This is a genomic window from Neobacillus sp. DFD-2R, assembly GCF_057747865.1.
Map to the genome: position 1 here is coordinate 2090947 of NZ_CM173228.1, position 21201 is coordinate 2112147.

Annotated in this window: 26 protein-coding genes; 22 read left to right on the forward strand and 4 right to left on the reverse strand. The window is 34.0% G+C overall.

Annotated features, from left to right (window positions below):
* The first annotated feature begins 220 nt into the window (after positions 1-220).
* The 13 genes from AC3ANV_RS10500 to AC3ANV_RS10560 all read left to right on the forward strand — a co-directional run bounded on the left by AC3ANV_RS10500 (position 221) and on the right by AC3ANV_RS10560 (position 11247).
* On the forward strand, positions 221-1117 hold the full coding sequence (locus AC3ANV_RS10500; RefSeq protein WP_488313549.1) for a hypothetical protein: 897 nt from the start codon (positions 221-223) through the stop codon (positions 1115-1117).
* 148 nt (positions 1118-1265) lie between these two features.
* Complete coding sequence (locus AC3ANV_RS10505; protein WP_488313550.1) at positions 1266-1610, forward strand: hypothetical protein; 345 nt, start codon at positions 1266-1268, stop codon at positions 1608-1610.
* Between the two features lie 20 nt (positions 1611-1630).
* Positions 1631-4000: a hypothetical protein gene (locus AC3ANV_RS10510; protein ID WP_488313551.1), complete on the forward strand. Its 2370-nt coding sequence runs from the start codon at positions 1631-1633 to the stop codon at positions 3998-4000.
* 105 nt (positions 4001-4105) lie between these two features.
* A complete protein-coding gene (locus AC3ANV_RS10515; protein ID WP_488313552.1) occupies positions 4106-4795 on the forward strand; it encodes a helix-turn-helix transcriptional regulator in 690 nt (229 codons plus the stop codon).
* A 655-nt stretch (positions 4796-5450) separates the two neighbouring features.
* Positions 5451-5630 (forward strand): hypothetical protein, encoded by a 180-nt coding sequence (locus AC3ANV_RS10520; protein WP_488313553.1) that lies wholly within the window; start codon positions 5451-5453, stop codon positions 5628-5630.
* A complete protein-coding gene (locus AC3ANV_RS10525; protein ID WP_488313554.1) occupies positions 5630-6529 on the forward strand; it encodes a phage major capsid protein in 900 nt (299 codons plus the stop codon). Before AC3ANV_RS10520 ends, AC3ANV_RS10525 begins: the two co-directional genes overlap by 1 nt.
* A gap of 253 nt (positions 6530-6782) precedes the next feature.
* The gene (locus AC3ANV_RS10530; RefSeq protein ID WP_488313555.1) at positions 6783-6962 is read left to right on the forward strand and encodes a hypothetical protein; all 180 of its coding nucleotides are present in this window, start codon (positions 6783-6785) and stop codon (positions 6960-6962) included.
* Between the two features lies 1 nt (position 6963).
* Positions 6964-7125, forward strand: a complete 162-nt coding sequence (locus AC3ANV_RS10535; RefSeq protein ID WP_488313556.1) for a hypothetical protein — start codon at positions 6964-6966, stop codon at positions 7123-7125.
* A gap of 61 nt (positions 7126-7186) precedes the next feature.
* Positions 7187-7390, forward strand: coding sequence for a hypothetical protein (locus AC3ANV_RS10540; RefSeq protein ID WP_488313557.1), 204 nt, complete (start codon positions 7187-7189; stop codon positions 7388-7390).
* Between the two features lie 1187 nt (positions 7391-8577).
* Positions 8578-8799: a hypothetical protein gene (locus AC3ANV_RS10545; protein ID WP_488313558.1), complete on the forward strand. Its 222-nt coding sequence runs from the start codon at positions 8578-8580 to the stop codon at positions 8797-8799.
* A gap of 287 nt (positions 8800-9086) precedes the next feature.
* Entirely contained in the window at positions 9087-9596 is a 510-nt protein-coding gene (locus tag AC3ANV_RS10550; protein ID WP_488313559.1) for a hypothetical protein, read from the forward strand.
* Positions 9597-9627: 31 nt separating this feature from the next.
* A complete protein-coding gene (locus AC3ANV_RS10555; RefSeq protein WP_488313560.1) occupies positions 9628-10248 on the forward strand; it encodes a DUF6241 domain-containing protein in 621 nt (206 codons plus the stop codon).
* A gap of 420 nt (positions 10249-10668) precedes the next feature.
* On the forward strand, positions 10669-11247 hold the full coding sequence (locus AC3ANV_RS10560) for a GIY-YIG nuclease family protein (RefSeq protein ID WP_488313561.1): 579 nt from the start codon (positions 10669-10671) through the stop codon (positions 11245-11247).
* A 244-nt stretch (positions 11248-11491) separates the two neighbouring features.
* Here AC3ANV_RS10560 and AC3ANV_RS10565 read toward each other — a convergent pair whose 3' ends face one another.
* The gene (locus AC3ANV_RS10565; RefSeq protein WP_488313562.1) at positions 11492-11746 is read right to left on the reverse strand and encodes a hypothetical protein; all 255 of its coding nucleotides are present in this window, start codon (positions 11744-11746) and stop codon (positions 11492-11494) included.
* Positions 11747-12002: 256 nt separating this feature from the next.
* Here AC3ANV_RS10565 and AC3ANV_RS10570 point away from each other — a divergent pair, with 256 nt between their 5' ends.
* From AC3ANV_RS10570 to AC3ANV_RS10580, 3 genes are all read left to right on the forward strand, one after another.
* Positions 12003-12425 carry a hypothetical protein gene (locus tag AC3ANV_RS10570; RefSeq protein ID WP_488313563.1) on the forward strand — a complete coding sequence of 141 codons (423 nt, stop codon included), beginning with the start codon at positions 12003-12005 and terminating at the stop codon, positions 12423-12425.
* 304 nt (positions 12426-12729) lie between these two features.
* Positions 12730-13719: a tyrosine-type recombinase/integrase gene (locus AC3ANV_RS10575; protein ID WP_488313564.1), complete on the forward strand. Its 990-nt coding sequence runs from the start codon at positions 12730-12732 to the stop codon at positions 13717-13719.
* 2 nt (positions 13720-13721) lie between these two features.
* Positions 13722-13880 carry a hypothetical protein gene (locus AC3ANV_RS10580; RefSeq protein ID WP_488313565.1) on the forward strand — a complete coding sequence of 53 codons (159 nt, stop codon included), beginning with the start codon at positions 13722-13724 and terminating at the stop codon, positions 13878-13880.
* A gap of 874 nt (positions 13881-14754) precedes the next feature.
* Here AC3ANV_RS10580 and AC3ANV_RS10585 read toward each other — a convergent pair.
* A complete protein-coding gene (locus AC3ANV_RS10585) occupies positions 14755-15090 on the reverse strand; it encodes a heterocycloanthracin/sonorensin family bacteriocin (RefSeq protein WP_488313566.1) in 336 nt (111 codons plus the stop codon).
* A 366-nt stretch (positions 15091-15456) separates the two neighbouring features.
* On the opposite strand from AC3ANV_RS10585, the gene AC3ANV_RS10590 reads away from it, so the two are divergent.
* The 6 genes from AC3ANV_RS10590 to AC3ANV_RS10615 all read left to right on the forward strand — a co-directional run bounded on the left by AC3ANV_RS10590 (position 15457) and on the right by AC3ANV_RS10615 (position 19465).
* Entirely contained in the window at positions 15457-15795 is a 339-nt protein-coding gene (locus AC3ANV_RS10590; protein WP_488313567.1) for a YolD-like family protein, read from the forward strand.
* A gap of 839 nt (positions 15796-16634) precedes the next feature.
* On the forward strand, positions 16635-17381 hold the full coding sequence (locus AC3ANV_RS10595; RefSeq protein ID WP_488313568.1) for a tyrosine-type recombinase/integrase: 747 nt from the start codon (positions 16635-16637) through the stop codon (positions 17379-17381).
* Positions 17382-17457: 76 nt separating this feature from the next.
* Complete coding sequence (locus tag AC3ANV_RS10600) at positions 17458-18024, forward strand: hypothetical protein (RefSeq protein WP_488313569.1); 567 nt, start codon at positions 17458-17460, stop codon at positions 18022-18024.
* Between the two features lie 71 nt (positions 18025-18095).
* Positions 18096-18338: a hypothetical protein gene (locus tag AC3ANV_RS10605; RefSeq protein WP_488313570.1), complete on the forward strand. Its 243-nt coding sequence runs from the start codon at positions 18096-18098 to the stop codon at positions 18336-18338.
* Positions 18339-18371: 33 nt separating this feature from the next.
* Positions 18372-18917: a DUF6241 domain-containing protein gene (locus tag AC3ANV_RS10610; RefSeq protein WP_488313571.1), complete on the forward strand. Its 546-nt coding sequence runs from the start codon at positions 18372-18374 to the stop codon at positions 18915-18917.
* A 320-nt stretch (positions 18918-19237) separates the two neighbouring features.
* The gene (locus AC3ANV_RS10615; protein ID WP_488313572.1) at positions 19238-19465 is read left to right on the forward strand and encodes a hypothetical protein; all 228 of its coding nucleotides are present in this window, start codon (positions 19238-19240) and stop codon (positions 19463-19465) included.
* 873 nt (positions 19466-20338) lie between these two features.
* Here AC3ANV_RS10615 and AC3ANV_RS10620 read toward each other — a convergent pair.
* Entirely contained in the window at positions 20339-20815 is a 477-nt protein-coding gene (locus AC3ANV_RS10620; RefSeq protein ID WP_488313573.1) for a metal-dependent hydrolase, read from the reverse strand.
* A 58-nt stretch (positions 20816-20873) separates the two neighbouring features.
* The gene (locus AC3ANV_RS10625; RefSeq protein WP_488313574.1) at positions 20874-21017 is read right to left on the reverse strand and encodes a hypothetical protein; all 144 of its coding nucleotides are present in this window, start codon (positions 21015-21017) and stop codon (positions 20874-20876) included.
* Positions 21018-21201 lie beyond the last annotated feature (184 nt).

Consider the following 21201-nt stretch of genomic DNA (forward strand, 5'->3'; position numbering starts at 1 on the left):
TTGCTTTCTTCAAAAATAGTCTGTCCTTCTATGGTGGACATCGAGATGGAGTTTTTTGCAAATTATGGATTTTGTATGAGTTCAAATTCTTATAAAATTGATTAGTAATTCGTATTTCCGAGACTAAAGGCTTATTTTTTCTTCTTTGATTTACAAATCTACCGTGGACAATATAACAACCTCGTAGCAAGAAAACAAACAAACCTGGAGGTTATTCAAAATGGAAAACAATCAATTACGTCAATTAAATAACAATGTAGAAGTAATCGGTACTCTTATATCTAAGGAGCTCGAAATTAAAACAAGTACAGCAAATAAAAATTATATTACTGGTAAACTAGTTGTTCAAACTAAAATCGTTAACAGGTTTCACGAGCAAATTATTAGAGTCTTTGTTATGGAGTCTTCTAAATTATATCAAGGCGTATTGACAGTCATGAACGAGTATCGTGAGCTTGATCGTATTAAGGTAACAGGCGCATTAAAATTATGTGAGTACAACAACAATCAAGGCAGTATTACTAGCTTCAACGAAATCAGGGGTATGTATTTCACTCGATTACAAGCCAATAACCAACCTGATAAAGCTCTTGCTTCTATCGAAACTATTGTTGAGTCATACACCCCAAAATTAAGTGTAGATGGTTCACCTACTGGTGATTATTACGTTAAAGGGTTTACTGTTGGATACCAAGAAGAAATCATCGAACTTAAAAATGTAATCATTGGCTCTAACATATATACTCCATTTCAAAATCTATATTTTCCTGGTACCACTGGTCGATTAATCTATCAACTTAACAACTGCGTTGAACAGTCTGAAACAACTCAACAAAATCAAGGCTTTGGTGACACAAGCTTATCTGTATCTTCAAATACAAATAAAAACTATGTTAACTTCATGGAAATTGTTGCTGGAGATACTCCTTTCATCGACGCAAATGCATATAACCCAACTGAGATTGCTACTGCAAAACAGCTTAGGGCTAAACAGTTAGACGAGGTAAAAAATAAAAATAATAATTCTTCAATATCTACGAATGGCACGGGGTTCAGTAGTCTAACAACTGCTACCCCAGGAGTAAACCTTGCTGATGGTAGCATGCCAGATTTTTGATCAGGCTTATGCTTGGTCAACCTATTATGAAATTTATTTTTTATTCTATTATTTTACAAAAAGTTATAATTTTTTCCAGTTATCATTTACGTTTTTCACGACCAGTATATAAACATATTGTGAGAAATAAATCTAGGAGGAATCTTTTATGAACACATTTGATAAGTTCCCACAACAACTATTAGCTGAAATTAAAGAGCAAGAGGAAGCCGTTAAAGAAGCTATAGAAGTTAGGAAGAAATCGGAGACTTGGCATGGCTTCGGTGAGAATCCTGAACAAGAGCCTCTTGAAATTTTCATTATTGAACGCAAGCATCCACTAGAAGAATTATGGATAACAGACCAAATTTACCTTTTGAAAGATGAAGATGAAGAAACTCCTCTGGATGAAGAAAGTTATGAGGAATGGAGCAACAGTAACAGAGATTATCTTGATCAATCAAAATTAAGCCCAACAAAGCAGAGATTTCTTCATTATCTCATAAATAATTAATTTCGGCAGGAGGAATTAAAATGATTATACTCAACAATGCAAAGCAGAGAGAATCAAATAAACTTAATGAGCATGGAATTAATCATATATTCTTTGGCGCTCAGATACTTGTAAATGTTGATTTAAGCTCTGATGATCGAGTTAATGAGACGGTGGCTGGTTGGATTAAGAAGTTGGTTGGGCGCTATTATGATAATGGAGCTTATGAAGTGCGAAGTGTACAAAAAAGTGCTTTCTCTATTAATAATATAATAGAGAAAGCACAAAATGGTACACATCGTGTGAGTCTGTTTGATTTATTTATATCACTCTTACGTGAGCTCACATTCGGACAATTGAGTCATAATTCTATGAGATTCGCTAAGCTCTATAAACTCAACATGTATAACTCGCTTCCTGCAATTAAGCCCGATGATGGAACTATAACCGACAATGGAAAAGAAATGTTAGTGCAGCATGGTGGATTAATATTTTCATTCTACGAAGAGAAGCTATTGAAGTTTAAAATAAAAAATGAGAGTGACTATCAACAGCCATTAGATAAGATTAGAGGCGTATCAAATTTAATTGATCGATGGCTCAATGAGGAAGAGCTAACAAATGAAGAGTTGCTGTGGGTTTATAGTAACGCTATTGAATTTCGAGCATTAAGGTCGGTCGCTAGCAAAAGAACAAGCGCAAGAGATAAAATCTTCAAGAGTTTAGCAAAATCTTACATTCAACCATTGTCCTACCAAAGAATCGTTGGAAATGGAAAGTTCGAATACCAATATCTACATCAAGCTATTGAAAATCGATTGCAGCAAACAATTAAAATAAAGGAAACAGAAACTATTTCGAAAGAAGAAGGTCGACTAAAGTTAAAACAACACCTCACTGATTTCCTAGAATCAAATAAAAAAGAAGCTTGGCTATTAAAAGCTGATACTGGCATTGGTAAATCGCATACAGTTGCTGAGCTTGCAAGAGAAGGAATTTTGTTTGTTGTTCCAACAAAAAAGTTAGGGCGAGAATTAAAAGTGAAAGTAGAGGATAAACATCAAAATTTAAAAGTGGTAATGATTGACCCAGTTGACGATAAAGAAATTCCTGATTGCTCTGAAAAAGAAGAGATGATTAGAGCAAGACAAAAAGGTTTAGGTAAACAAGCATCAGATTACAGAAACAAAGCCATTGAGAATTGTGATAACGAAGAAATTAAAACTAAGCATGAAAAATATAAACAAGCTCTATCTACTAAACAAGCATTTTTCATTATTACTCATAAACGTTTCGCTGATGGATTCTTAGAGGCAATAAACCCTCCTGAAGTCGATTCTATTATTATTGACGAGGACCCAGTTAATGAGATGTTAACTGATGAGACGTATTCAACTGAAGTGTTGTTGTATGAACTAAATCAATTAATAGCAACAATAACTGCAAAGGGTTTTGGTGAAAATGCAGAGCTGAACGAAGTTGAGGAAGAGATTGTAAGTAAGGTGAAGAAGTTTATGGAATTAGTACAAAGCAGCAGATTAGAACTAACTCCTAATCCTTACAAACCCTTCTTCCAGCTGAACAGTAATAAATTAGCTGCAATCATTATGAAAAACCCGATGATTAAAAATAATTTATTTGCAGCTTTAGAATCAGATTGCTTAATATCGCATCGAAACAAAAAGAACGAACTTGAAACTACTTGCACTTCATCTTTATTGACCGCTTTCTGGCATAAAAAAATTATGATAATGAGTGCCACGTTAAATAAGAAAGTTCACATGCCTTTATTTGTTAGGCACGTTAATACTTTTACAAATTGGATTGAAATTCCTCCAATTGAAACTAAAGGTAAAGTTATATTATTTGCTGATCGTTCTACATCAAAAACAGCTTTGAAAAATACTGACTTAGTTGAAGTTATTAAAGAAATTATTAAACCTTTTAATTATGAAGCTCTTATAACTAACAAAACTAGGAAGTATCTATTTGAAGATAATAAGGTCCATAAACAAATACACTTTGGCAATTGTGCTGGTTATGATGAGCTGAATGGTAAAAATATTGTGGTAGTTGGCACTCCAAGTTTACCACCTTGGAAGTTAGCTTTATTAACCTACCAAATCTTTGGAAAATTACCTAGATCAACCTATTATAACAATAAAAGAGAAACAATTGATTTCGACTTCAAGATGCAAAAAATGGAAGAATCTGGTTATCAATTTGCGATAAACACTTTCACCCATCCTGAAGACTATAACGCTAGAGAAGTTCATTTATGGCAAACATCTTCTGACATAGAGCAAGCTGTTGGTAGAGCAAGGCTGATTGATAATGATTGTACTGTTTATGTGTTTAGTAGAATTCCTGTCAAGCAATGCAAAATTAAAAAATATTCAGAGACAGCTTAATTGCTGTCTCATTTTTTTATTTTTTTCATTTCTCATTTACAAATTAAATTCCTCGGATATAAACATATCAAGTAATAAAAATTAACTTAATCGGAGGAATTAATTATGGCAAACAAACGAGGATTCTATGATCCAGATTACTTAATAAAAAAAATGAAAAGTGAAGTATCTTTAGAAGGATTTGCTTCAAAGGGAAATTCAGGTTCCAATAATGGAACTTTAAATGCAAACGATATAATTCATTTTTTTATAAGAAACAGTAAGAACTATAAAGTTGCCAAAAGTAAGCCCAAGATTGAAGCTAAAGATTATTTAAGAAATGATGAACTAGGAGAAATCTTAAGAGATTACAAAGCTCTTCTTGATTTTGCAAATGTTGAATTAAGAAAAAGAAAAGAATGTGAGCACAATAGATACTTACTTACGAAGATAAAAGGTTCAGTTCTTAATGATATGACTGATTCAAAAGGAATTTTAGATGGAGTCTTTGGCTATGATTCATGCCCAAGTGAATCAACAGAATATGACTTAAGTTTCATAGATTTAAGAAATCCAGCACACGTTGAAGCACTAATTCCATTGAAAGTAGAATTTGATCCGAATCGAGATTTATGTCATATTCTACTAGACTTAGGAACAATAATGGAAAAGTGCTTAAATGATGAAGAGAAATTGATGGTTGCTATGATAAGAGACCAATTTCAAATAAAAGAGATAGCTGAAGAGTTAGGAATTACTTACAAACAAACGCAATATAGACTTCAAAAAATTTATAAAAAAGTTGCCGGATTTTAGGGGCGCGAGCTGCTAAAACGGGATATATATTATAGAGAGGTGTTATCGTTCATCATAGTGATAACACTCCTATTATTTTTTTAGTGTAATTTGACCGATTGGTCAAAATTTTTATAGATGGCTCTTTAGCAAGGCCATCGTAATAAGCTTCATTCGTTTTCTTTTAGTACTTATTTCATAATTGATCGCTTGCTGTGAAGCAAGTAATGGTCAGGTTTTTCCATTCCCTGGCCTTCCTCCTTTCTAAATCGTTTTTATAATCAGATTATTTTTTACCTAATTAAGATAGTCTGATTATGGAAATGACATATTTGCCACCAGAAAATGGTGAGTAATATTAATGAAAAGGATGTGAATAACTCCTTTCTTGTGCTTTGGACAGTCTTGACTAATTTATTCATGAAGAATGAGTATTTATTCTCGGTCAAGCTCAGACTTCTTCCTTTTAAAGTAGTGCTAGCACTAAGGGCAGCTGCAACATATCTATCTTGCCGATAGATTTTTTCTTGGTAACATAGGTATTTTGGGATTTTTATAATCTCAGCTTCAGATCTGTCCTGAAGCTCCTTTTTAATTAACTAACTTTTATATAGAGATTCACAACCAAGGAGCCAAATATTATGGCTTCTTTTTTATTTTTAAGGAGGATCAATCAATGAAAAAAAGATCTAAAAAATGGATAAAAAGGAAAACAACATTGAAAAAACTGATTAAAGAAGCTGAAAAAGAATTACGTGATTTACAAGCTAAAATTCCTATCCTTCGGGCAGAAATAAATAAAGCTCAACATAGGCAATTAAGATCAAAATTACAGAAGACAGAGGAAACTATATAATGGAAAAGACACTTAATGAAATGGTAATTGAAGAATTAGAGAATGAGATAAGAGATTTGCAAGGCGTAGGGAATATGAATGGTGAACTACCAACTTCTGTAGCCCCAATAGTAGATAAACTTGAATCAGTATCGACTGCATATTATCTTGCTAGGAAAATTCTGTTTAGAGGTCAATTCTTAAAACTACCAATTGAAGGAAATCTTGATAACGCTTCGTTTGTTCCAGAAAATACCAATGTCCCTTTAATCAATCTTTACTTGAATGGCACTGCTCAGCTTAGGGGAGACAAACGATTAGGAGTAGCAATAACAATTACTAAGAATATAATTGAAGATTCAGCAATTGATTTGAAAGACTATATTGAGAGCTTACTTGTAGAACGTATAGGAACTGCTTTAGAGCAATCGATCTTTAACGGAGATGGCAGTCAATTAGGCTTCTTGGGAATTGCAAAAGATACGAATGTTGTCTCTGGTCCATTAACTATAAATGCTGCAACAATTGATCAGCTTAGATCGATTCAAAATTTAGTTCATGATAAAGCCCTTCCAAATTCAGTTTGGTATATGAATAGAACATTCTTTAATGAAGTAACTCGTTTGCAAGATGCAAATAAAGACTACTATGTGTGTTATGAAGATGGAGTTCCTTATCTTCTTGGAAGTCCCATTGAAATTACTGGTGGATTAGTTGCTGATACTGTTTCAGGCAATATTCCAGTTGTATATGGAGATCTTTCAATGGGATATACATGTGGAATCACCAAAGACATTGAAAGTTATGCAACTACTAGTACAGTAGATGCTCTTCAAGGTACAGTGACATTTACGGTGGATATGTTAGTAGATGGCTGTGTAACAAACTATACAGCTTTAGCAGTTGGTAAAGTAGCTTAATTATTTATGTGAAATTATTCGTAATTGGAGGAAATTATATGAAAATAGTTGAAGTGAAAATTTAGAAAAATTTCTTTTGTTTTGATAGTGCAATAGGTGGACATTATCTCACTAATCATGTAATAAAGCTATACGAAGAAAAGGCTATTAGATTTATGGAGCAAGGTTTCGCTGAATTAGTTGTTGACAATAAAGAATAAAAACCGAGAAGTCAAAAGGCTTCTCTTACTTCATTATAAAAGGATGATTCTAAATGTATAACAGTTTTGGCACAATGTTTAAAGCAATACTATCCCCGAAAGTTTTGAAGCTTAATGATTTAGTTGGCAGAACGAATTTAAGTGACAAACAACAAGAGGCTCTAGCAAAAGAAGTAGAAGATTTAATTGCTAAAGTAAAAAAAATTGATTATTTACAAAGGGCAGGCAAATAAAATGATGGAAGTAAGAGCCTTAGGACTTGATCGAAAAATATTAGAAGAACGTGACCTAACAGTCGCAGCCGAGGCCGAGAAAAAAATTCTAAAATTGGAAAAAGAATGGAAAGTAGAACTTCGTTTGCTCAGAGAACAATTAAAAAAAGGTAAAAAAGCATGATGAATAACCGGGCCATCTTCCGAGATGGTCGATTTATTCTAATTTGAAAGGTTGGGAACCGATGAACCAATATTTAAAATCACTTGAACTTATCAAGGAAGATTTAGGGGAGGAACGATACCGTTCTGCTTGTGCTACGGCATTAGCCGTATATTATTCAAAGCAAACGGACAACCGTCAAGAAGTGGCTAACAAAACAAATAGACAACTTGAACGTCGTGGATGCAAGGGCTATTCTTATAAGTTTTTCAGAAAATTCGTCTGAAAATCATTAAATTGATTGTTAGACGTTATTTTTTTGTCATTTTTCTTTGTTAATGAATGAAATTGATAAAAATGATGAAAAGTAGTGTTTCAGATTGTACGTGTATTAAATCGGCAAAGAGCTCATTAATATAATTACTCATTTAATTTAAAGTAGATAAGCGTATATCTTTGGTCATTAATGAAATGTTATTTAGAAAATGGATATAGCAGTTATGGCAGATTGGTGATTAGGAGGTATAAATAAGATTGCTTAAACGATAGCAGAGCGGATTAGGATCGGCCGAATAAATGAAGGAGCAATACAAATTGGTTAAATGGTTAGCAGATATAGAAGTATAAGAGTAGCAGAAATTCTATAAGAGGTAGTTAGGAGTATAGCGGATATAGCAGATAAAGCATTAAAGGTATAAGGATATTAATTGAAGACCAATGGCAGGCGTATAGCATAAGGAGATGGCAACATAAGTAGAAGAGTAATAGAAGCATAAAGTATCAGTAGATATGTAGTAGGGGTGTAGTTGGTAAGAGGTGGATAGGTGTAGTAGTAGAGTACGGATAAGGATAAGGATAAGGATAAGGATAAGGGATAGCAAGAGACTGAGGCTAATGACTGAGGTTGTAGTCAGGAGATGCAAAAAGAAGCTTTGGGAAGGGTATAGACGTGCTGGTAGTCACAGAACAGACGTTCAAGCTAAGTACGCCCTACCTTTCTAGAAAAAAACGATAAAGCCTCCAGTATAACAGGGGGAGTGTAAGATACAGTACAGGTACCAAAACAGAAAAATACAGTGAACTTCGATTTACATTTTTGTAAAATAATGTAAATAATTCACAGCTCATTTTAATATTCTGTTTTGGTGTTCTCCAAGTGAGAAGGTATGTATTTGATAATTTAATTATATCCAATATTTCCCAATTTGTACATCATTTTTATAAACTTTTTGAAAAATATTTTGATAGAAAGGAGAAGTCATGATACGAAAATTTAACTTCCTGATAGATGGAAAGCTCATTGAAGTTTATGAGAAAGACTTCGAGGCAGCTTAAAAAATAGCTTACGAGATCATTGAAGACTTGAAACGATTATCAGAAGAAGAATAACGAAGGTCATACCAAACAAACGGTATGGCCTCATTATTTTTTTGCCCATTTTCTGATACAATTAGAACAAGGGAGGATTTTCCTATGAACGAATCTGTGACATGTAATAAATGTGGTACTAAGCATATTTTCCATGGCGAAGACTATGAAAGAGAATTCCAAGAAAATATGTTTCAATCTTTCAACCTTAACTTTTCATATGGAAGCAAGTTAGACGAAGAGAATTGGAAGTTTGTTCTATGCGAAAGCTGCTTGATTGACTTAGTAAAATCCTTCAAGTATAAGCCAGAAGGCTATGAAGGATGAGGACTACTAAAATGTAGTCCTATTTTTTTTCCTTCGATCAATTTTAAGGAACTTAATGAGTGATTATACATAAAAGCCCTTCCTAATTACAACGTAAGACCAATCTGGAACAACTATTTTCTAAAAACAGCTAAAAATTGAGTCATTTTATAGTAATTTTCCTTTTATTTGATAAAAATTACATCTTATTCCTATAAAGTATATACGTGTGAATAATCCCATAATATAATACTTTTAGATAAAAATAACTATAAATCTAGTACTTTTACAGCAAAGGTGAGGTCAAAATGAAGAAATTGAGTATTAAACATGGACTTATTTTTGTATTAACGGCATTCAGTTTGGTTGGTTGTTCACAGAATCATGCTTCAAGTTCTTCAATACATGAAGACATTCTGAAGGCTGGTTCAGAATATATTAAAGTTGAGTATTCTAATGCATCATCTGGAAATATGGAAGACACTGACGAATTAAATGGAAGATATGCTGATGCTGTTTCTGATACTTATGTAAACTATGTTCAGAATGGTGATGGTTATAACAAAACTGAAAAGAGTTTTATTGATGATGTATTTAATTCAAGAGAGGTTTATGACAATCTTCGAGTAGTTAGGGAAATGAAGCCACCTGTTCTGGTTATTCCTGATGATAAGAAAAAGGATGAAACATATATAAAAAAAGCAACACAAGATAATGAAAATGAAAAAAAAAAACTGAAAAAATTAAAGGAAGATACTGAAAAACATTTTCAAAAGTATTTTAATAATTTGAAAGAAAAATATGGGATTCAAATTTAAGTATATTATTCAATCAATCGGAGGCTCGACTATGAAAAAGAAACTTGCAGCAATCATCGCGGGAGTTATCGTGGCAGGAGGGTTCTTAGCCTGGTACATCTTTATACCGTCTGGAGGCGTTAATAATGCCACCAAGCCTGCAGAAGCTACACCAAAGTCAAAGGCCAAGTCCAAGTCCAATGATACTTCTAAGACTTCCGTAGAAACACCAACACCTGAGCCAGCTCCGGTTCCTGTAGCGCCTTCACCAGCTGCTCCAGTCCCGTTCAACGACGCAAAATTCGATACGGGACTTAGCCCTATCTCATCTGAAACCGAGGTTATTCAAGTAATGCACGAAATGACCCATCAGAAAGTTAAAGCTGAGAAAAAGTGGGGGGCCGTACCGATGACGGCTGACACCATCAATCAAGTGTATGCAGTGGTGAGCAAATCGTCCTTCAAGTATAAAGCAGATTTACTGGCAATGCTTGGAAGATGGAAAAGTGGAAACTTCTCGACCGCTGTTCAAGACCATAACTTACTTTGGGCACTACAAGGGGGTACGGCGGGTAAAGCCTACGAACTATTAAGCCCTGCTGAAGAACAAGTCTACATCGGAGCCAACTTTCGTGTAGACGACAAGGGCGTTGCAACTACTACAACCCCCTAGCTTGAGTGACACCCTAGTAACAACCTCACCTACTCTAGCGACTTGGCCTGGTGCGATTCCAGGCGTAGGCTTAGGGCTTTGGCTCAATAGTCAGAAGTAGTAGCTCAATATGTATTAGCACACTTTGGTCTCCATTTGAAATAACCCTGTGAGGGTTGTTTTTTATTCTTGTAACAGTTATATCAGCTATGACAGGCATGAGATTAAATAATTTTTAATTTAATTTTTGATTTACTTTTTTAAATAAGGTCATTTCTTAAATAAGAAATGATTTAATTCTTTAAATAAAATATCAATTTAATATTCATTACTATATGAATTAAAATAGGCCTAGTATTATTACTAGGCTTTTTTTCTAGATTATGTTAGTTTAATAAAAAGAGGGATATTAAATATATCAACTTTTTGGAGGAATTTGTGGTGGCTAGAAAAAAATCAGAAAATGCAGTTACTTTGAAAATTTTCCAAAAAACAAATTATATCATCGGTCTTAGAATTGAGTCCGAGCAATTAGATGAAGCCAATATTACTGGTGTTGAACATAACGAAAGATTTTACGGAAAACATCGTTCAAGAACTCATAACAACTTGTTCAATATCTTGAAATCAATTCTTGTTGCTCAAGATCGTTGGTCAGACAAAGAAACAAAGATTGGTAAATTTCGAGAAGACAAGCCAAATGAACTTGATGCTGATGACAAGTACGGTTTCATTTATATTACAACAAACAAAGTAAACGGTATGAGATATATTGGAAAGCATACAGACTTTGGTGATGAATATCTTGGTTCTGGTGTTGAATTCAAGAAAGCAGTTAAAGAATTCGGTCGAGAAAATTTTGAAAGAGAAATCGTTGCTTTTGCTTATTCTGAAGACCATTTAAACTTTCTTGAAAAATCTTATATCGATATGTTCAATGCCGTTAACGATCCAATGTTTTACAATCGTGCTCCTGGTGGAGATGGATGGTACGAGAAAGATGGTGACGAAGCTTGCTAACGAGGCTTTTTCTTTTTGTCTCATAACAGTCATATCAGTTATGTCTGTCATAGTCTTAAATAGTTTTTGATTTATTTTTTTAAACAAAGTGGTTTCTAAAATAAAAAGTTAAATAAATTCTTAAATAAAATAAAAAAAATTTTATATAAAGAAAATTTGAAAACTTATATATGAAAATTACTTTAATAATAGTAGTTGAGTTATATCTCTTGGTCCTGTACTTCCCGATTAGTACAGGATTTTTTTATTTATTAGGAGTACTAATTTCCTCTATTTCTTTTTTTATTCGATTAAAGTACATATCATGTACTCCGATTTTTCCCGAAAGGTAATCAATATCCTTTTTTATTTTTAAAAACTCTAAAGTCAGTTCCGTTACTAGTTCAGCCTTGGGACCATGAACAAAGTCAGCTATATCTTTTACAACCTTATATCGTTCAACGTCCTCCATATTTTTAATATGCTCCAAAACTTCCTTGGCTCTATTCATTTTCTTCATTAGATAATTCCTCCTATTTCAATTACTTCATCCTACAAAAGATTTTAAGAAGAATATTTAATAATCCATTCGTGGTAAATTCCTGTTGTTGAAATGTGTATAAAAGTAACTTCCAACTTTCCTCATTTTCCATTTCCTCAATTGCTTTAAAACTTCCTCAGCGGTTTTCAATTTTGATCAACTCCTTTCTAAATAAAATTAACATATTTCTTTTACAAATAAAATTAAACAGATAGAAATATCTTGAGGTGAAAAGATGCTACCAAAAAAAGAGGAACTTGAACAGCATTTACTAGATAAAATGACTAACCAAGATATTGCAATAATATATGGAACTACTTTTCAAAAAATCATTCAACTTATTAAGAAGTACGAACTTAATCCTAACAAACTTAGAAAGATCGATAAGTTTATAGTTTACGAACATTGGTTTAATGATGAAGTCGTTTATGTTGGAAGTGGGGTCTGGTATCGTTGTAGAAGATTTACTAACAGAAGAAATACAGAACATCGGCGCCTAATGCAAAAAGGAAAGATTCATTATAAAATTGTAGCTGAATTTGAAAAAAATGAAGATGCGAAGAATTATGAAATTGAACTTATTCAAGTATACAAAAATCAAGGAAAAGCAAAATTCAATAAACAGCAATATTTAAACTTGACCAAAATGGTAGTCTAAGGCATAATTGTTCATAATCAGACGCGTTGTTTTTTTTGGTAATAGAACAAATGTAGATATGCCAATAGCCGGTGAGGGGAACAACAAACGATACGACTCAAAATCGTGTTCCTCTGGAGTGTCGGTTCGACCCCGACCACCGGTATCATGCTATTTACGAAAGAAAAACGAGAATGCTCGTCATATCAACGTTTTAAGCGCTCCTGCTAATGTGGGGACGCTTTTTTCGTTGCCCTAAAAGCCGTCTATGAATAAGTTCAAATCTGACGCACCTGTTAATACGCAGTGGAGGTCAGACAAGTCGATGAGTAGAAGAAAAAACGTGTTGGATCAACGAGAAATACGGATTATGGAGACGAAGGTGAAGAATTACGTAGAGTCGTTTGCATCTGCATTGGATTTATTTCTGAAGGACTGTGAGATACGGAATTTACGTCCCCACACCATTGGTTACTATCAGAATGAAATTTACGCTTGTTTGAACCAACTAAGGGAGCAAGGAATTAACGTTGAAACGTTGTCCCCGGTTCATACTACACAAGAACATATTAGGGATAACGTAATTGCTTACATGCGTAATCAAAAGGGTTCACGGATTGTAACGATTAATACACGATTACGAGCCTTACGAGCGTTCTTCAACTATCTGTATATGGCGAAGTATATTCCGCATAGTCCGTTTGACGAAATTACGTTGCCGAAGGATAGGAAGACGGTTATAGCAACTTTTACAGCAGAACAGCTTAATAAACTCTTTAAGCAGCCAGACATTAGGACGTACACAGGAGTACGTGATTATACGATTCTAATGCTGTTATTGGAAACAGGTATACGTGCTAACGAATTGGTCGGAATTACTCTCGAAGACATTTTATGGGATGATGATTTAATCGTTATTAGACAAGCTAAAAGTTATCGTCAACGTCAAGTACCGATTACCAAGCCTATGAGACAGCAACTTAAAAGGTACCTTGTAATTCGAGGCAGTATCGAAACGAATGCTTTTTTCGTCACAGTCGATAGCAATCCTTTGTCTAAACGAGGTCTGCAGAATCAGATAAAAAAGTATGGGAATGAAGCAGGAATAAAGGGAGTACGATGTAGTCCGCATACATTCCGTCATACTTTTGCCAAACTGTCGGTACAGAACGGTGCAAACATATTTGAGTTACAAGCAATCTTAGGACACACTTCGTTTGAGATTGTTAAGACATACGTTAATCTATTTGGGAATGACGTGAGAGAAAGGCATAAGGAATTTTCTCCTTTAAGAATGTTGAAGGGGGAAATATAAAAATGACTAAACGAAAAAGCCCAACATATAAAGAACCAATAGTTTGCAAAAATTGTGAGAAGCCTGCCAAAAAGGTTAGCGCCATGCAAAAGTATTGTGAAGATTGTTCCAAAATCAAAGATAAAGAGCGTAAAGCCAGATGGCATCAGGAACAACGATAAAAACCAGAAATAAAAAGGAGACAACAATTAAAAAGGAAAAGAGGAGTATTAATAAGTAAAAAAGAAGGGGAAAAAGGCAGAGCTAAATGGTTAAACACTTTAGATAAGGATTTTACTAAGCAAGCTGTTGTGATGATTCCGTTTTCGTATCATTTATCCAAGAACCATATTTGGTCTTTAAATGAAGGTGGGCATAGACAACAAAGGGCTGAACAAAACGAAAGACAATCAGATTTATCTGAAAAAATTGTGGAAGCCGTTTAGGATATTGATTTCACTGAGGGAAAAATATGGTTAGACATTTTCGTACAAAAGCTAGATCATAAAGGTGATGCAATAAATCTAATAGATAGGGTATGCGATGCAGTTAAACAAGCTATTAAAATAGATGATAGATGGTATTCAATAGACGTCTTGATTGGCAAATTGTAAAGGAAGACGGAATGCTTATGATAGCCATATCCCAGTATCACATTGAGCATATACGTGTATGTTCGTTATGCGGTCGTGAACTCCCACTAAATTATTTCAAGAAAAATAAAGGTAATCGTTTAGGAGTATCCAGAGAATGCTTTGATTGTTGCACCAATAGAATGATTTCATTGACTTAATGAGAAATGATTATGGTAACTTCTATGTGAAAATGAAAATCATGGACTTTTAGAAAAAAGCATTAATTACATTCATCGTTTATTTACATATATTATTATCGTAACCAATATGTCACCTTACCGTGTGGCGTTTTTTTGTTTGGCTCTGTTAGAACTAGGTCATTTTCATATTGAACTAAAGTGGCAGGTATGAAGAAGGAACATTAACTTTCACAGAGAATATAGGAATACCCCTTGGCAGAACCAACAGGGGCACATTCTTTTTATATAAAACCGATACCAAGTCCTGAACAAGCACCACCAAAACCAAAACCGCCACAGCCAAAGCAACCGCCACAGCTGAAGCAACCGCCACAGCCACCACAAGCGCCAGCAAGTAAACCTAAACCTAAACCTAAACCTAATCCGCCTAATCCACCGAAGCATCCTCCACATCGGAAGCCGCCGCATCGGAATCCGCCGCATCGGAATCCTCCACAACCAAATCCGCCGCACCGCCGTGAATCTTCTAGAAATTGGTGAGGACCTATTGGAATAACCTCTCCAACTTGGTAATTATCCATGCCCAACATCTGTAATTCATTTGGAAAATTTTGCACATTTATCCCCCCGTAGAATAAATAAAATATGTTAAAACAGATATTTGAACAGAGAGTATCATTAAGATAATTTTTAGTTCTGTTAGATAAACCACCAAATATCTCAGGTATTCTCTTCAACAAAGTATGATTCAAAGTAGGTCACTGTTACTGATTTAGGTGCCTATTTCATGCCACAGTATGCCTATTTTCTACGGGAAACTTAGAGTTGTTTTAAACTGGAACAGGGGTATGAACATCATATAACTCGGGTTTATATAATAAATGTCCACAAAAGTAAGGTATTCATTGGACCTAAATGTGACCTTTATTATACACACAGAACTTTTGTTCGTATATAATAAGAATAAGAAAGGGATGAACGAAATGGTCATACGAGACAGAGGTAAAATTAAATGGCAACCTGAGTCTTTTATCCCGTTAACATTCGAAATGCAACGTTCGATGTTTAATGACCAAGAACACCATCCTAAGCCGTTAATCGATACTTACGAGATGGACGAATTTGACCAGCGGATCTGTTACTATATGGAATATAACTTAGCTGTTAAGTTAACGGTTTGGGACGATGGCTTTACGGCTGATATAACTGGCAGCATTCATTACGTTGATCCTATTACGCACCAACTCCGCATTGAAGTTAAGCCTAGCGGGCTTGAACGCATTTCATTCGAAGATGTTGTCGGTGTGGTTGTTATAGATTAAAAGAAAATAAGTCAAATATCGATTCTAACCTAATTTGTTCGTAAAACTGTCGCAATTATGCATGGAAATAGCCCGAATAATACCGAAGTGTTTACGTAAGAAAGGTAGGCGATAATCGTTGTTTTTTCGAAGAAAGAATAGTGTAAAATCGACCCATATGTATCTCGACATGTGCCTAGTGATAGACGAACATGGACGTGGAATCACGGAACCTTGATGAGACGAACGGAGCACGCCACCTCAAAGAAGTCAGTCGGTCTACAAAGCCAAAATCGTCCTAAAAATTTTGCGGTAAACGTAACCTCGGGGGGGCTATTCACACTTTTCCAAAGTTGTTATAATGTATCCAAACAGGTAATCGTGCGAATGAACTTTTTCGTTTTCAGTAGTCGAACGTAAGAAAACGATAAATGGACAGCATATCTCGTACATAATTTCGTAAATGAATTTTTAAGCACGACTCAAAATCGTGTTCCGTGAGGAGTGTTGGTTCGACCCCGACCACCAGTATCATGACACTGCTTGCCAATGCAGTGAAATCAACGTTTCTTACATATTGTAAGGAGCGTTTTTTATTTATCCTCAATACGATTCTTACAAAAATATTGTTTACATAAAATCGTGTGCGTACCTGTTATTAAACAAGGAGGAATAAAAAATGGCAAGGAGTACAAACGAATTATCCATTTGAAGAATTATCAATTATTAATACACCAAAAGGTGTAAAAGAAATTGATGTTAAAACTGCTTTTTCTTTATTTGTTGATGATTGTCAAATCAGAAACCTAAGACCTCAAACAATCCAATATTACAGAAATGAACTATCTGTATTTTTCAAAATGGTAAGAGAACAAGGCATTAACCCCTCATTAGAAGCTATTACAAAAGAGCATATTAAGCGAAATGTCATTCTCTATATGAAAGATAAGGGATTGCAGAACGTTACCATTAACACACGTTTAAGAGCCATTAGAGCGTTCTTTAATTTCCTTTATCGTGAAAGACATATCAAAAACAATCCCCTAACTGACATAAAGCTGCTTAAAGACCGCAGGAAAGTAGTTGAAACTTTTACAAATAAACAGCTTCAAACGCTCTTTAATCAGCCAAATTTGCGTTCTTTTGTTGGGGTAAGGGATTATACATTTATGCTCCTACTACTTGAAACAGGCATTCGTGTAAGCGAATTAGAAGGGGTTTGTGTTCAAGCTATTTTGTGGTCTAAACTCCATATAAGAAATACAAAGACGTATAAAGAGCGGATCGTGCCTATTCAGTCAAAGATGAAAAATCAATTACAGAAGTATATTCATATACGTGGTGTAATGGACACAGATGCTTTGTTTGTCACTCTTGATGGCGAGAGGATGTCTAAAAGGCAATTCCAGAACAGAGTAACATTTTTCGGCAAGCAAACGGAAATAAAAGGGGTTAGATGTTCTTGTCATACGTTTAAACATACCTTTGCAAAATTAAGTGTTAAGAATGGTGCAGGGATATTTGAATTGCAACAGATATTAGGACATACAAGTATGGAAATGGTCAGAGTGTATGTCAATCACAAAAACGTTTGCTTGAACGTTTAAACGTTCGAAATGGTCAAGCTTGTAAATTATCATTCAAGAAATTAGTCGTCAAGCATACGTCAAAAGCTCGTTCGAAGTGTCACAGAAAAATTATACGTTAGCAGTCAAATGTAATGTAACAGCAAGTACAATCAGTCGGAACTTAAAAAAGTTAAAAGAAAAATGTTCCGATTTAATCACGATTGAACAAAATCGAAATATTGAAGAGCGTTTTGCTTCATTGGTATTTACGTTCATTTCTCAACCAATGTCAAACGGTATGTCAAACGGGTGTCAATCGAAGCTTGTCAACACTGATAACGAATGTACACAGATAGCTGAAAACACTTCTAATTTAACTACTGTAAGTGATGTTTTGATTAAAAATAATAATAAAGATTTAAATACTAATATTGTTAACAAAGAAAAGGTTGAACAAGAAAATATCATCAATGATTTATTTGTTGAATTTGCTCAAAGAGGCATTAGTAAGAAATTATTTTTTAAAGTTTTACAGGAAATTCAAGGAAATCGTAGAATTAAGAATTTAAAAGCATATCTTCGTGGAGCGTTAAATAAAGTGGTTTATCATCGTGAATACAAAAGTTGCAACATAGTGTTTGAAGGCACCAATCCAATTTTGTACGATTGGCTCAACGAATGATAAGAACAGTTGTTTGTTGAATATTAATATTCAATTACAATAGAGATAATTTCAAGTTGGGGGTTATTAAAATGAAAAAAAGAATCAAAAAAAGATTAATTATCGGAGGAGCAGCTATAGTAATAGCTGTAAGCAGTATCGGAGCCGGTTTCATTCTTGCGGAAAAAATTATTGGTCCTTCAGATGATAACGACAAGCTTATATCGGGAATTGAAAAAGCGAATATCGAAGCACAACAACATGAGCGTGAACAACAAAATATGCAACAAGGTATTGAAGAAGCAAAAAGGAACAATCAAAATGAAGACATATAAATATCCGTACTTTTCACCAACGGAGGAACAGTCATGACAAAATTTCCTAAAAAATTCTCTAAAGTACAACTCTTTTTAATTATGATTGGTGTTGCATGTATCGGATTCTATTTTTATCATTCTTATCATGGACTTTTGTCTTTCAATAAAGCTGTGGTCACAGTAAAGGAGCAGAAAACTAAAGACGGTGATACAGTAATTCAATTAAAACAAGCAGAAGCAAATTCAGACGAATTTCCTATGGATATGTCTGAAGCAGAAGTTCAAAACGTTATTCATGAGATGAGTCACCAAAAAGTTATAGCCGACCAAAAATGGGGAGATGCCATTCCTTTAACAGATGAAAATGTAAGCAGAATGATTGATGTAGTAGAGCACAATAAAAACAATTATTTAAATGCTGATACATATTTACAAATTTTATATCGTTGGAAAAAACATGATTTTTCGCAAGTTGACCAAGACCATAATACAATATGGGGATTACAAGATGGAACAGTTGGTGAAGCTACTGGTATTGCAACTCCAGAACAAGAAAAAATTTTTATCGAAGCACATTTTAAAGTTTCACAAAAATAGGTGAAAATACACGGCAAAGATTTTCAAAAATAAATTTGTACAAATTATATGTTTATCAAGGCTTTTTGTATTAATGATTGGAATTGTTGGAGCTATATTTTTTAATTCAATCATAAATCCTGTTGATTACAACGAACAAATGCACAAACAATACCAGCAACAACGAGCTATCTAAATATAAATCATAATTTGACATTTGCTCCACGCCTCTTGAACTATGGTAATAATTTCATTTTACCACCGAATGTAAGGACAAGCTATGACAACTGGGAGGAATTATCCTGTTTAAGGAGAATTATGGTAAATGGGAGGTGAGAACTATGGACAGTACAGCTATAGATGGGATTATTCGAGCTGTTGTTGGTGGAGTTGCAACTTATTATGGCACTTATAATGGTTTTAAATGGCAAGAAAAAGGTTTAAATAAACAAAAGGATGAACAGAAAAAACAAGCTTTTGATATTATTGATACTTTTATTAGGGACGAATTAATTTACAACATGAAAAATATTGAAAGTAAAAATATTAAACTAAGTGAAATTGTTTAATTATCATATGAAGAAATGATAAACAAAAATATTAGAAAAATTAGCTACGAACTTAGTTTCAAAGAATATGAAAACATTAAGTATGATTGTTAAGTTAAGCGGAAATAAAGCTGCTACTATTGTTGGTATTTATAATATGTTTGAGTATATAGATAAGAATGAATATGCAAACTTTACTAAAGGACAATATCACTTTATTCAACAAGAGTATCGAACTTTAAATAAAGTAATTGACAATTATATTAAAAGCTTTGAAGATTATTTTAAAAACCACAAAGTTTAATTTGTTCATCACTAAACGTCAGTTTTTGTCCGCTGGCGTTTTTTAATTGCAAGAAGGACTATTTTCTCAGGATGGCGAATATTGGTAAATAAAATGGGGGAATGATACGATTAAATTTTTTTCAAACTTTATTTCTTAAAAGAAGATTTTCAAGTGTTGCTGGAGTATCCAAGAAAAATGATGATGGTACCAAACGACAGGACATTATTAAAAAACTCCACAACTTTCCCCATAGAAAAAACCCCCAATAAAGGAGGATACTACAAATCATTTACATTTTTTAGAAGAAACGCCCTTCGGGGCTTTTTCTAAAAAAAACTTAGAGGTTTTCACCCTTTTTGTAGTGCCCTCTAAATGGTGGCATTGTTTTATGACATTTTCTCCCATAATGTGAACAATATTCGAAGTGTTCTTTAAACTCAATTCATACAGAAAATCTTTCTTCTTTATCTTTAATAAAACATAACGGAAAAAAATTAGCAGTGGGTCCATAAAATTTAAACATTGAGTACATAGGAGTGGTACTTTGGTTATCAAAACCTTTTAAAATACCGATAGTAAGTTCCGTGTGTAATCATCATCCCCCTGATTTATAAATAAATTTGATAACCAACATAACAAAGATATACGACTAAAACGGTGAAAAATCCTTGTTCAATTGCACCGCCGGTACGGATTCCGCCAGGTATACCTATATTGATTTTTAATGGCCATAAAAACTTAATTCCTTGTTTTGTGAGCATATCCAGGACCATATGACTGAACATTCCAAGCAAGATACCGAATTCAATATCTACAGGCCAGGTAGTCTGCTGAAATAAGAAGAATGCTAAAACTAAAAACAAAAGACTATGAGTAAAGGAACGATGACCGAAAACCGTGCTGATTATATTATCAATCAGCGGTACCTTTCGGCCAATCGATGAACCGGTGTGGTCGATATCCGGTATTAAAGCACCAAGCGCTAAACTACCAAAAAAAAGAGCTTCATGGCCAACGGCTCCTCCCAAGTTTAAATATAGAGCGCCAGCTGCTAAGCCCCCAACAATATGTGTTTTACCTTCCATGTTTCTCCCCTATTCTTTTAAACCATTTCTATAATTTCGGAATGAATTAGCTTTTGACTTAAATCCACCAGGCTGATGTCTTCCCTTCATCAACCACATAAGTCCCCCGGATGACATTTTCAGCTTCGATTTCATTCTTTTCATCCACAAATGAACTAGCTTGATCATCTATTGTCCAATACACAATATGGAATAAATTCATTTTAAATCCTCCTTTATTCAACAACTTCTCCAATTCCCATGCAAATAGGACAATCAAATATTATACAGAAAACAAAAAGAGATGAAAGAGGAGTTCGCCCCAGCTTTAGAGTGTTTTTCAATTTTCGAATGCAACATGATTTGGAAGCAGTCAAAAGATTGCTTACTTTTTTTATTTACATAAA

Coding starts and splice junctions, on each gene's coding strand:
- AC3ANV_RS10500 (WP_488313549.1), top strand. CDS start 221: ATGGAAAACAATCAATTACGTCAATTAAATAACAATGTAGAAGTAATC.
- AC3ANV_RS10505 (WP_488313550.1), top strand. CDS start 1,266: ATGAACACATTTGATAAGTTCCCACAACAACTATTAGCTGAAATTAAA.
- AC3ANV_RS10510 (WP_488313551.1), top strand. CDS start 1,631: ATGATTATACTCAACAATGCAAAGCAGAGAGAATCAAATAAACTTAAT.
- AC3ANV_RS10515 (WP_488313552.1), top strand. CDS start 4,106: ATGGCAAACAAACGAGGATTCTATGATCCAGATTACTTAATAAAAAAA.
- AC3ANV_RS10520 (WP_488313553.1), top strand. CDS start 5,451: ATGAAAAAAAGATCTAAAAAATGGATAAAAAGGAAAACAACATTGAAA.
- AC3ANV_RS10525 (WP_488313554.1), top strand. CDS start 5,630: ATGGAAAAGACACTTAATGAAATGGTAATTGAAGAATTAGAGAATGAG.
- AC3ANV_RS10530 (WP_488313555.1), top strand. CDS start 6,783: ATGTATAACAGTTTTGGCACAATGTTTAAAGCAATACTATCCCCGAAA.
- AC3ANV_RS10535 (WP_488313556.1), top strand. CDS start 6,964: ATGATGGAAGTAAGAGCCTTAGGACTTGATCGAAAAATATTAGAAGAA.
- AC3ANV_RS10540 (WP_488313557.1), top strand. CDS start 7,187: ATGAACCAATATTTAAAATCACTTGAACTTATCAAGGAAGATTTAGGG.
- AC3ANV_RS10545 (WP_488313558.1), top strand. CDS start 8,578: ATGAACGAATCTGTGACATGTAATAAATGTGGTACTAAGCATATTTTC.
- AC3ANV_RS10550 (WP_488313559.1), top strand. CDS start 9,087: ATGAAGAAATTGAGTATTAAACATGGACTTATTTTTGTATTAACGGCA.
- AC3ANV_RS10555 (WP_488313560.1), top strand. CDS start 9,628: ATGAAAAAGAAACTTGCAGCAATCATCGCGGGAGTTATCGTGGCAGGA.
- AC3ANV_RS10565 (WP_488313562.1), bottom strand. CDS start 11,746: ATGAAGAAAATGAATAGAGCCAAGGAAGTTTTGGAGCATATTAAAAAT.
- AC3ANV_RS10570 (WP_488313563.1), top strand. CDS start 12,003: ATGCTACCAAAAAAAGAGGAACTTGAACAGCATTTACTAGATAAAATG.
- AC3ANV_RS10575 (WP_488313564.1), top strand. CDS start 12,730: ATGAGTAGAAGAAAAAACGTGTTGGATCAACGAGAAATACGGATTATG.
- AC3ANV_RS10580 (WP_488313565.1), top strand. CDS start 13,722: ATGACTAAACGAAAAAGCCCAACATATAAAGAACCAATAGTTTGCAAA.
- AC3ANV_RS10590 (WP_488313567.1), top strand. CDS start 15,457: ATGGTCATACGAGACAGAGGTAAAATTAAATGGCAACCTGAGTCTTTT.
- AC3ANV_RS10595 (WP_488313568.1), top strand. CDS start 16,635: ATGGTAAGAGAACAAGGCATTAACCCCTCATTAGAAGCTATTACAAAA.
- AC3ANV_RS10605 (WP_488313570.1), top strand. CDS start 18,096: ATGAAAAAAAGAATCAAAAAAAGATTAATTATCGGAGGAGCAGCTATA.
- AC3ANV_RS10610 (WP_488313571.1), top strand. CDS start 18,372: ATGACAAAATTTCCTAAAAAATTCTCTAAAGTACAACTCTTTTTAATT.
- AC3ANV_RS10615 (WP_488313572.1), top strand. CDS start 19,238: ATGGACAGTACAGCTATAGATGGGATTATTCGAGCTGTTGTTGGTGGA.
- AC3ANV_RS10620 (WP_488313573.1), bottom strand. CDS start 20,815: ATGGAAGGTAAAACACATATTGTTGGGGGCTTAGCAGCTGGCGCTCTA.
- AC3ANV_RS10625 (WP_488313574.1), bottom strand. CDS start 21,017: ATGAATTTATTCCATATTGTGTATTGGACAATAGATGATCAAGCTAGT.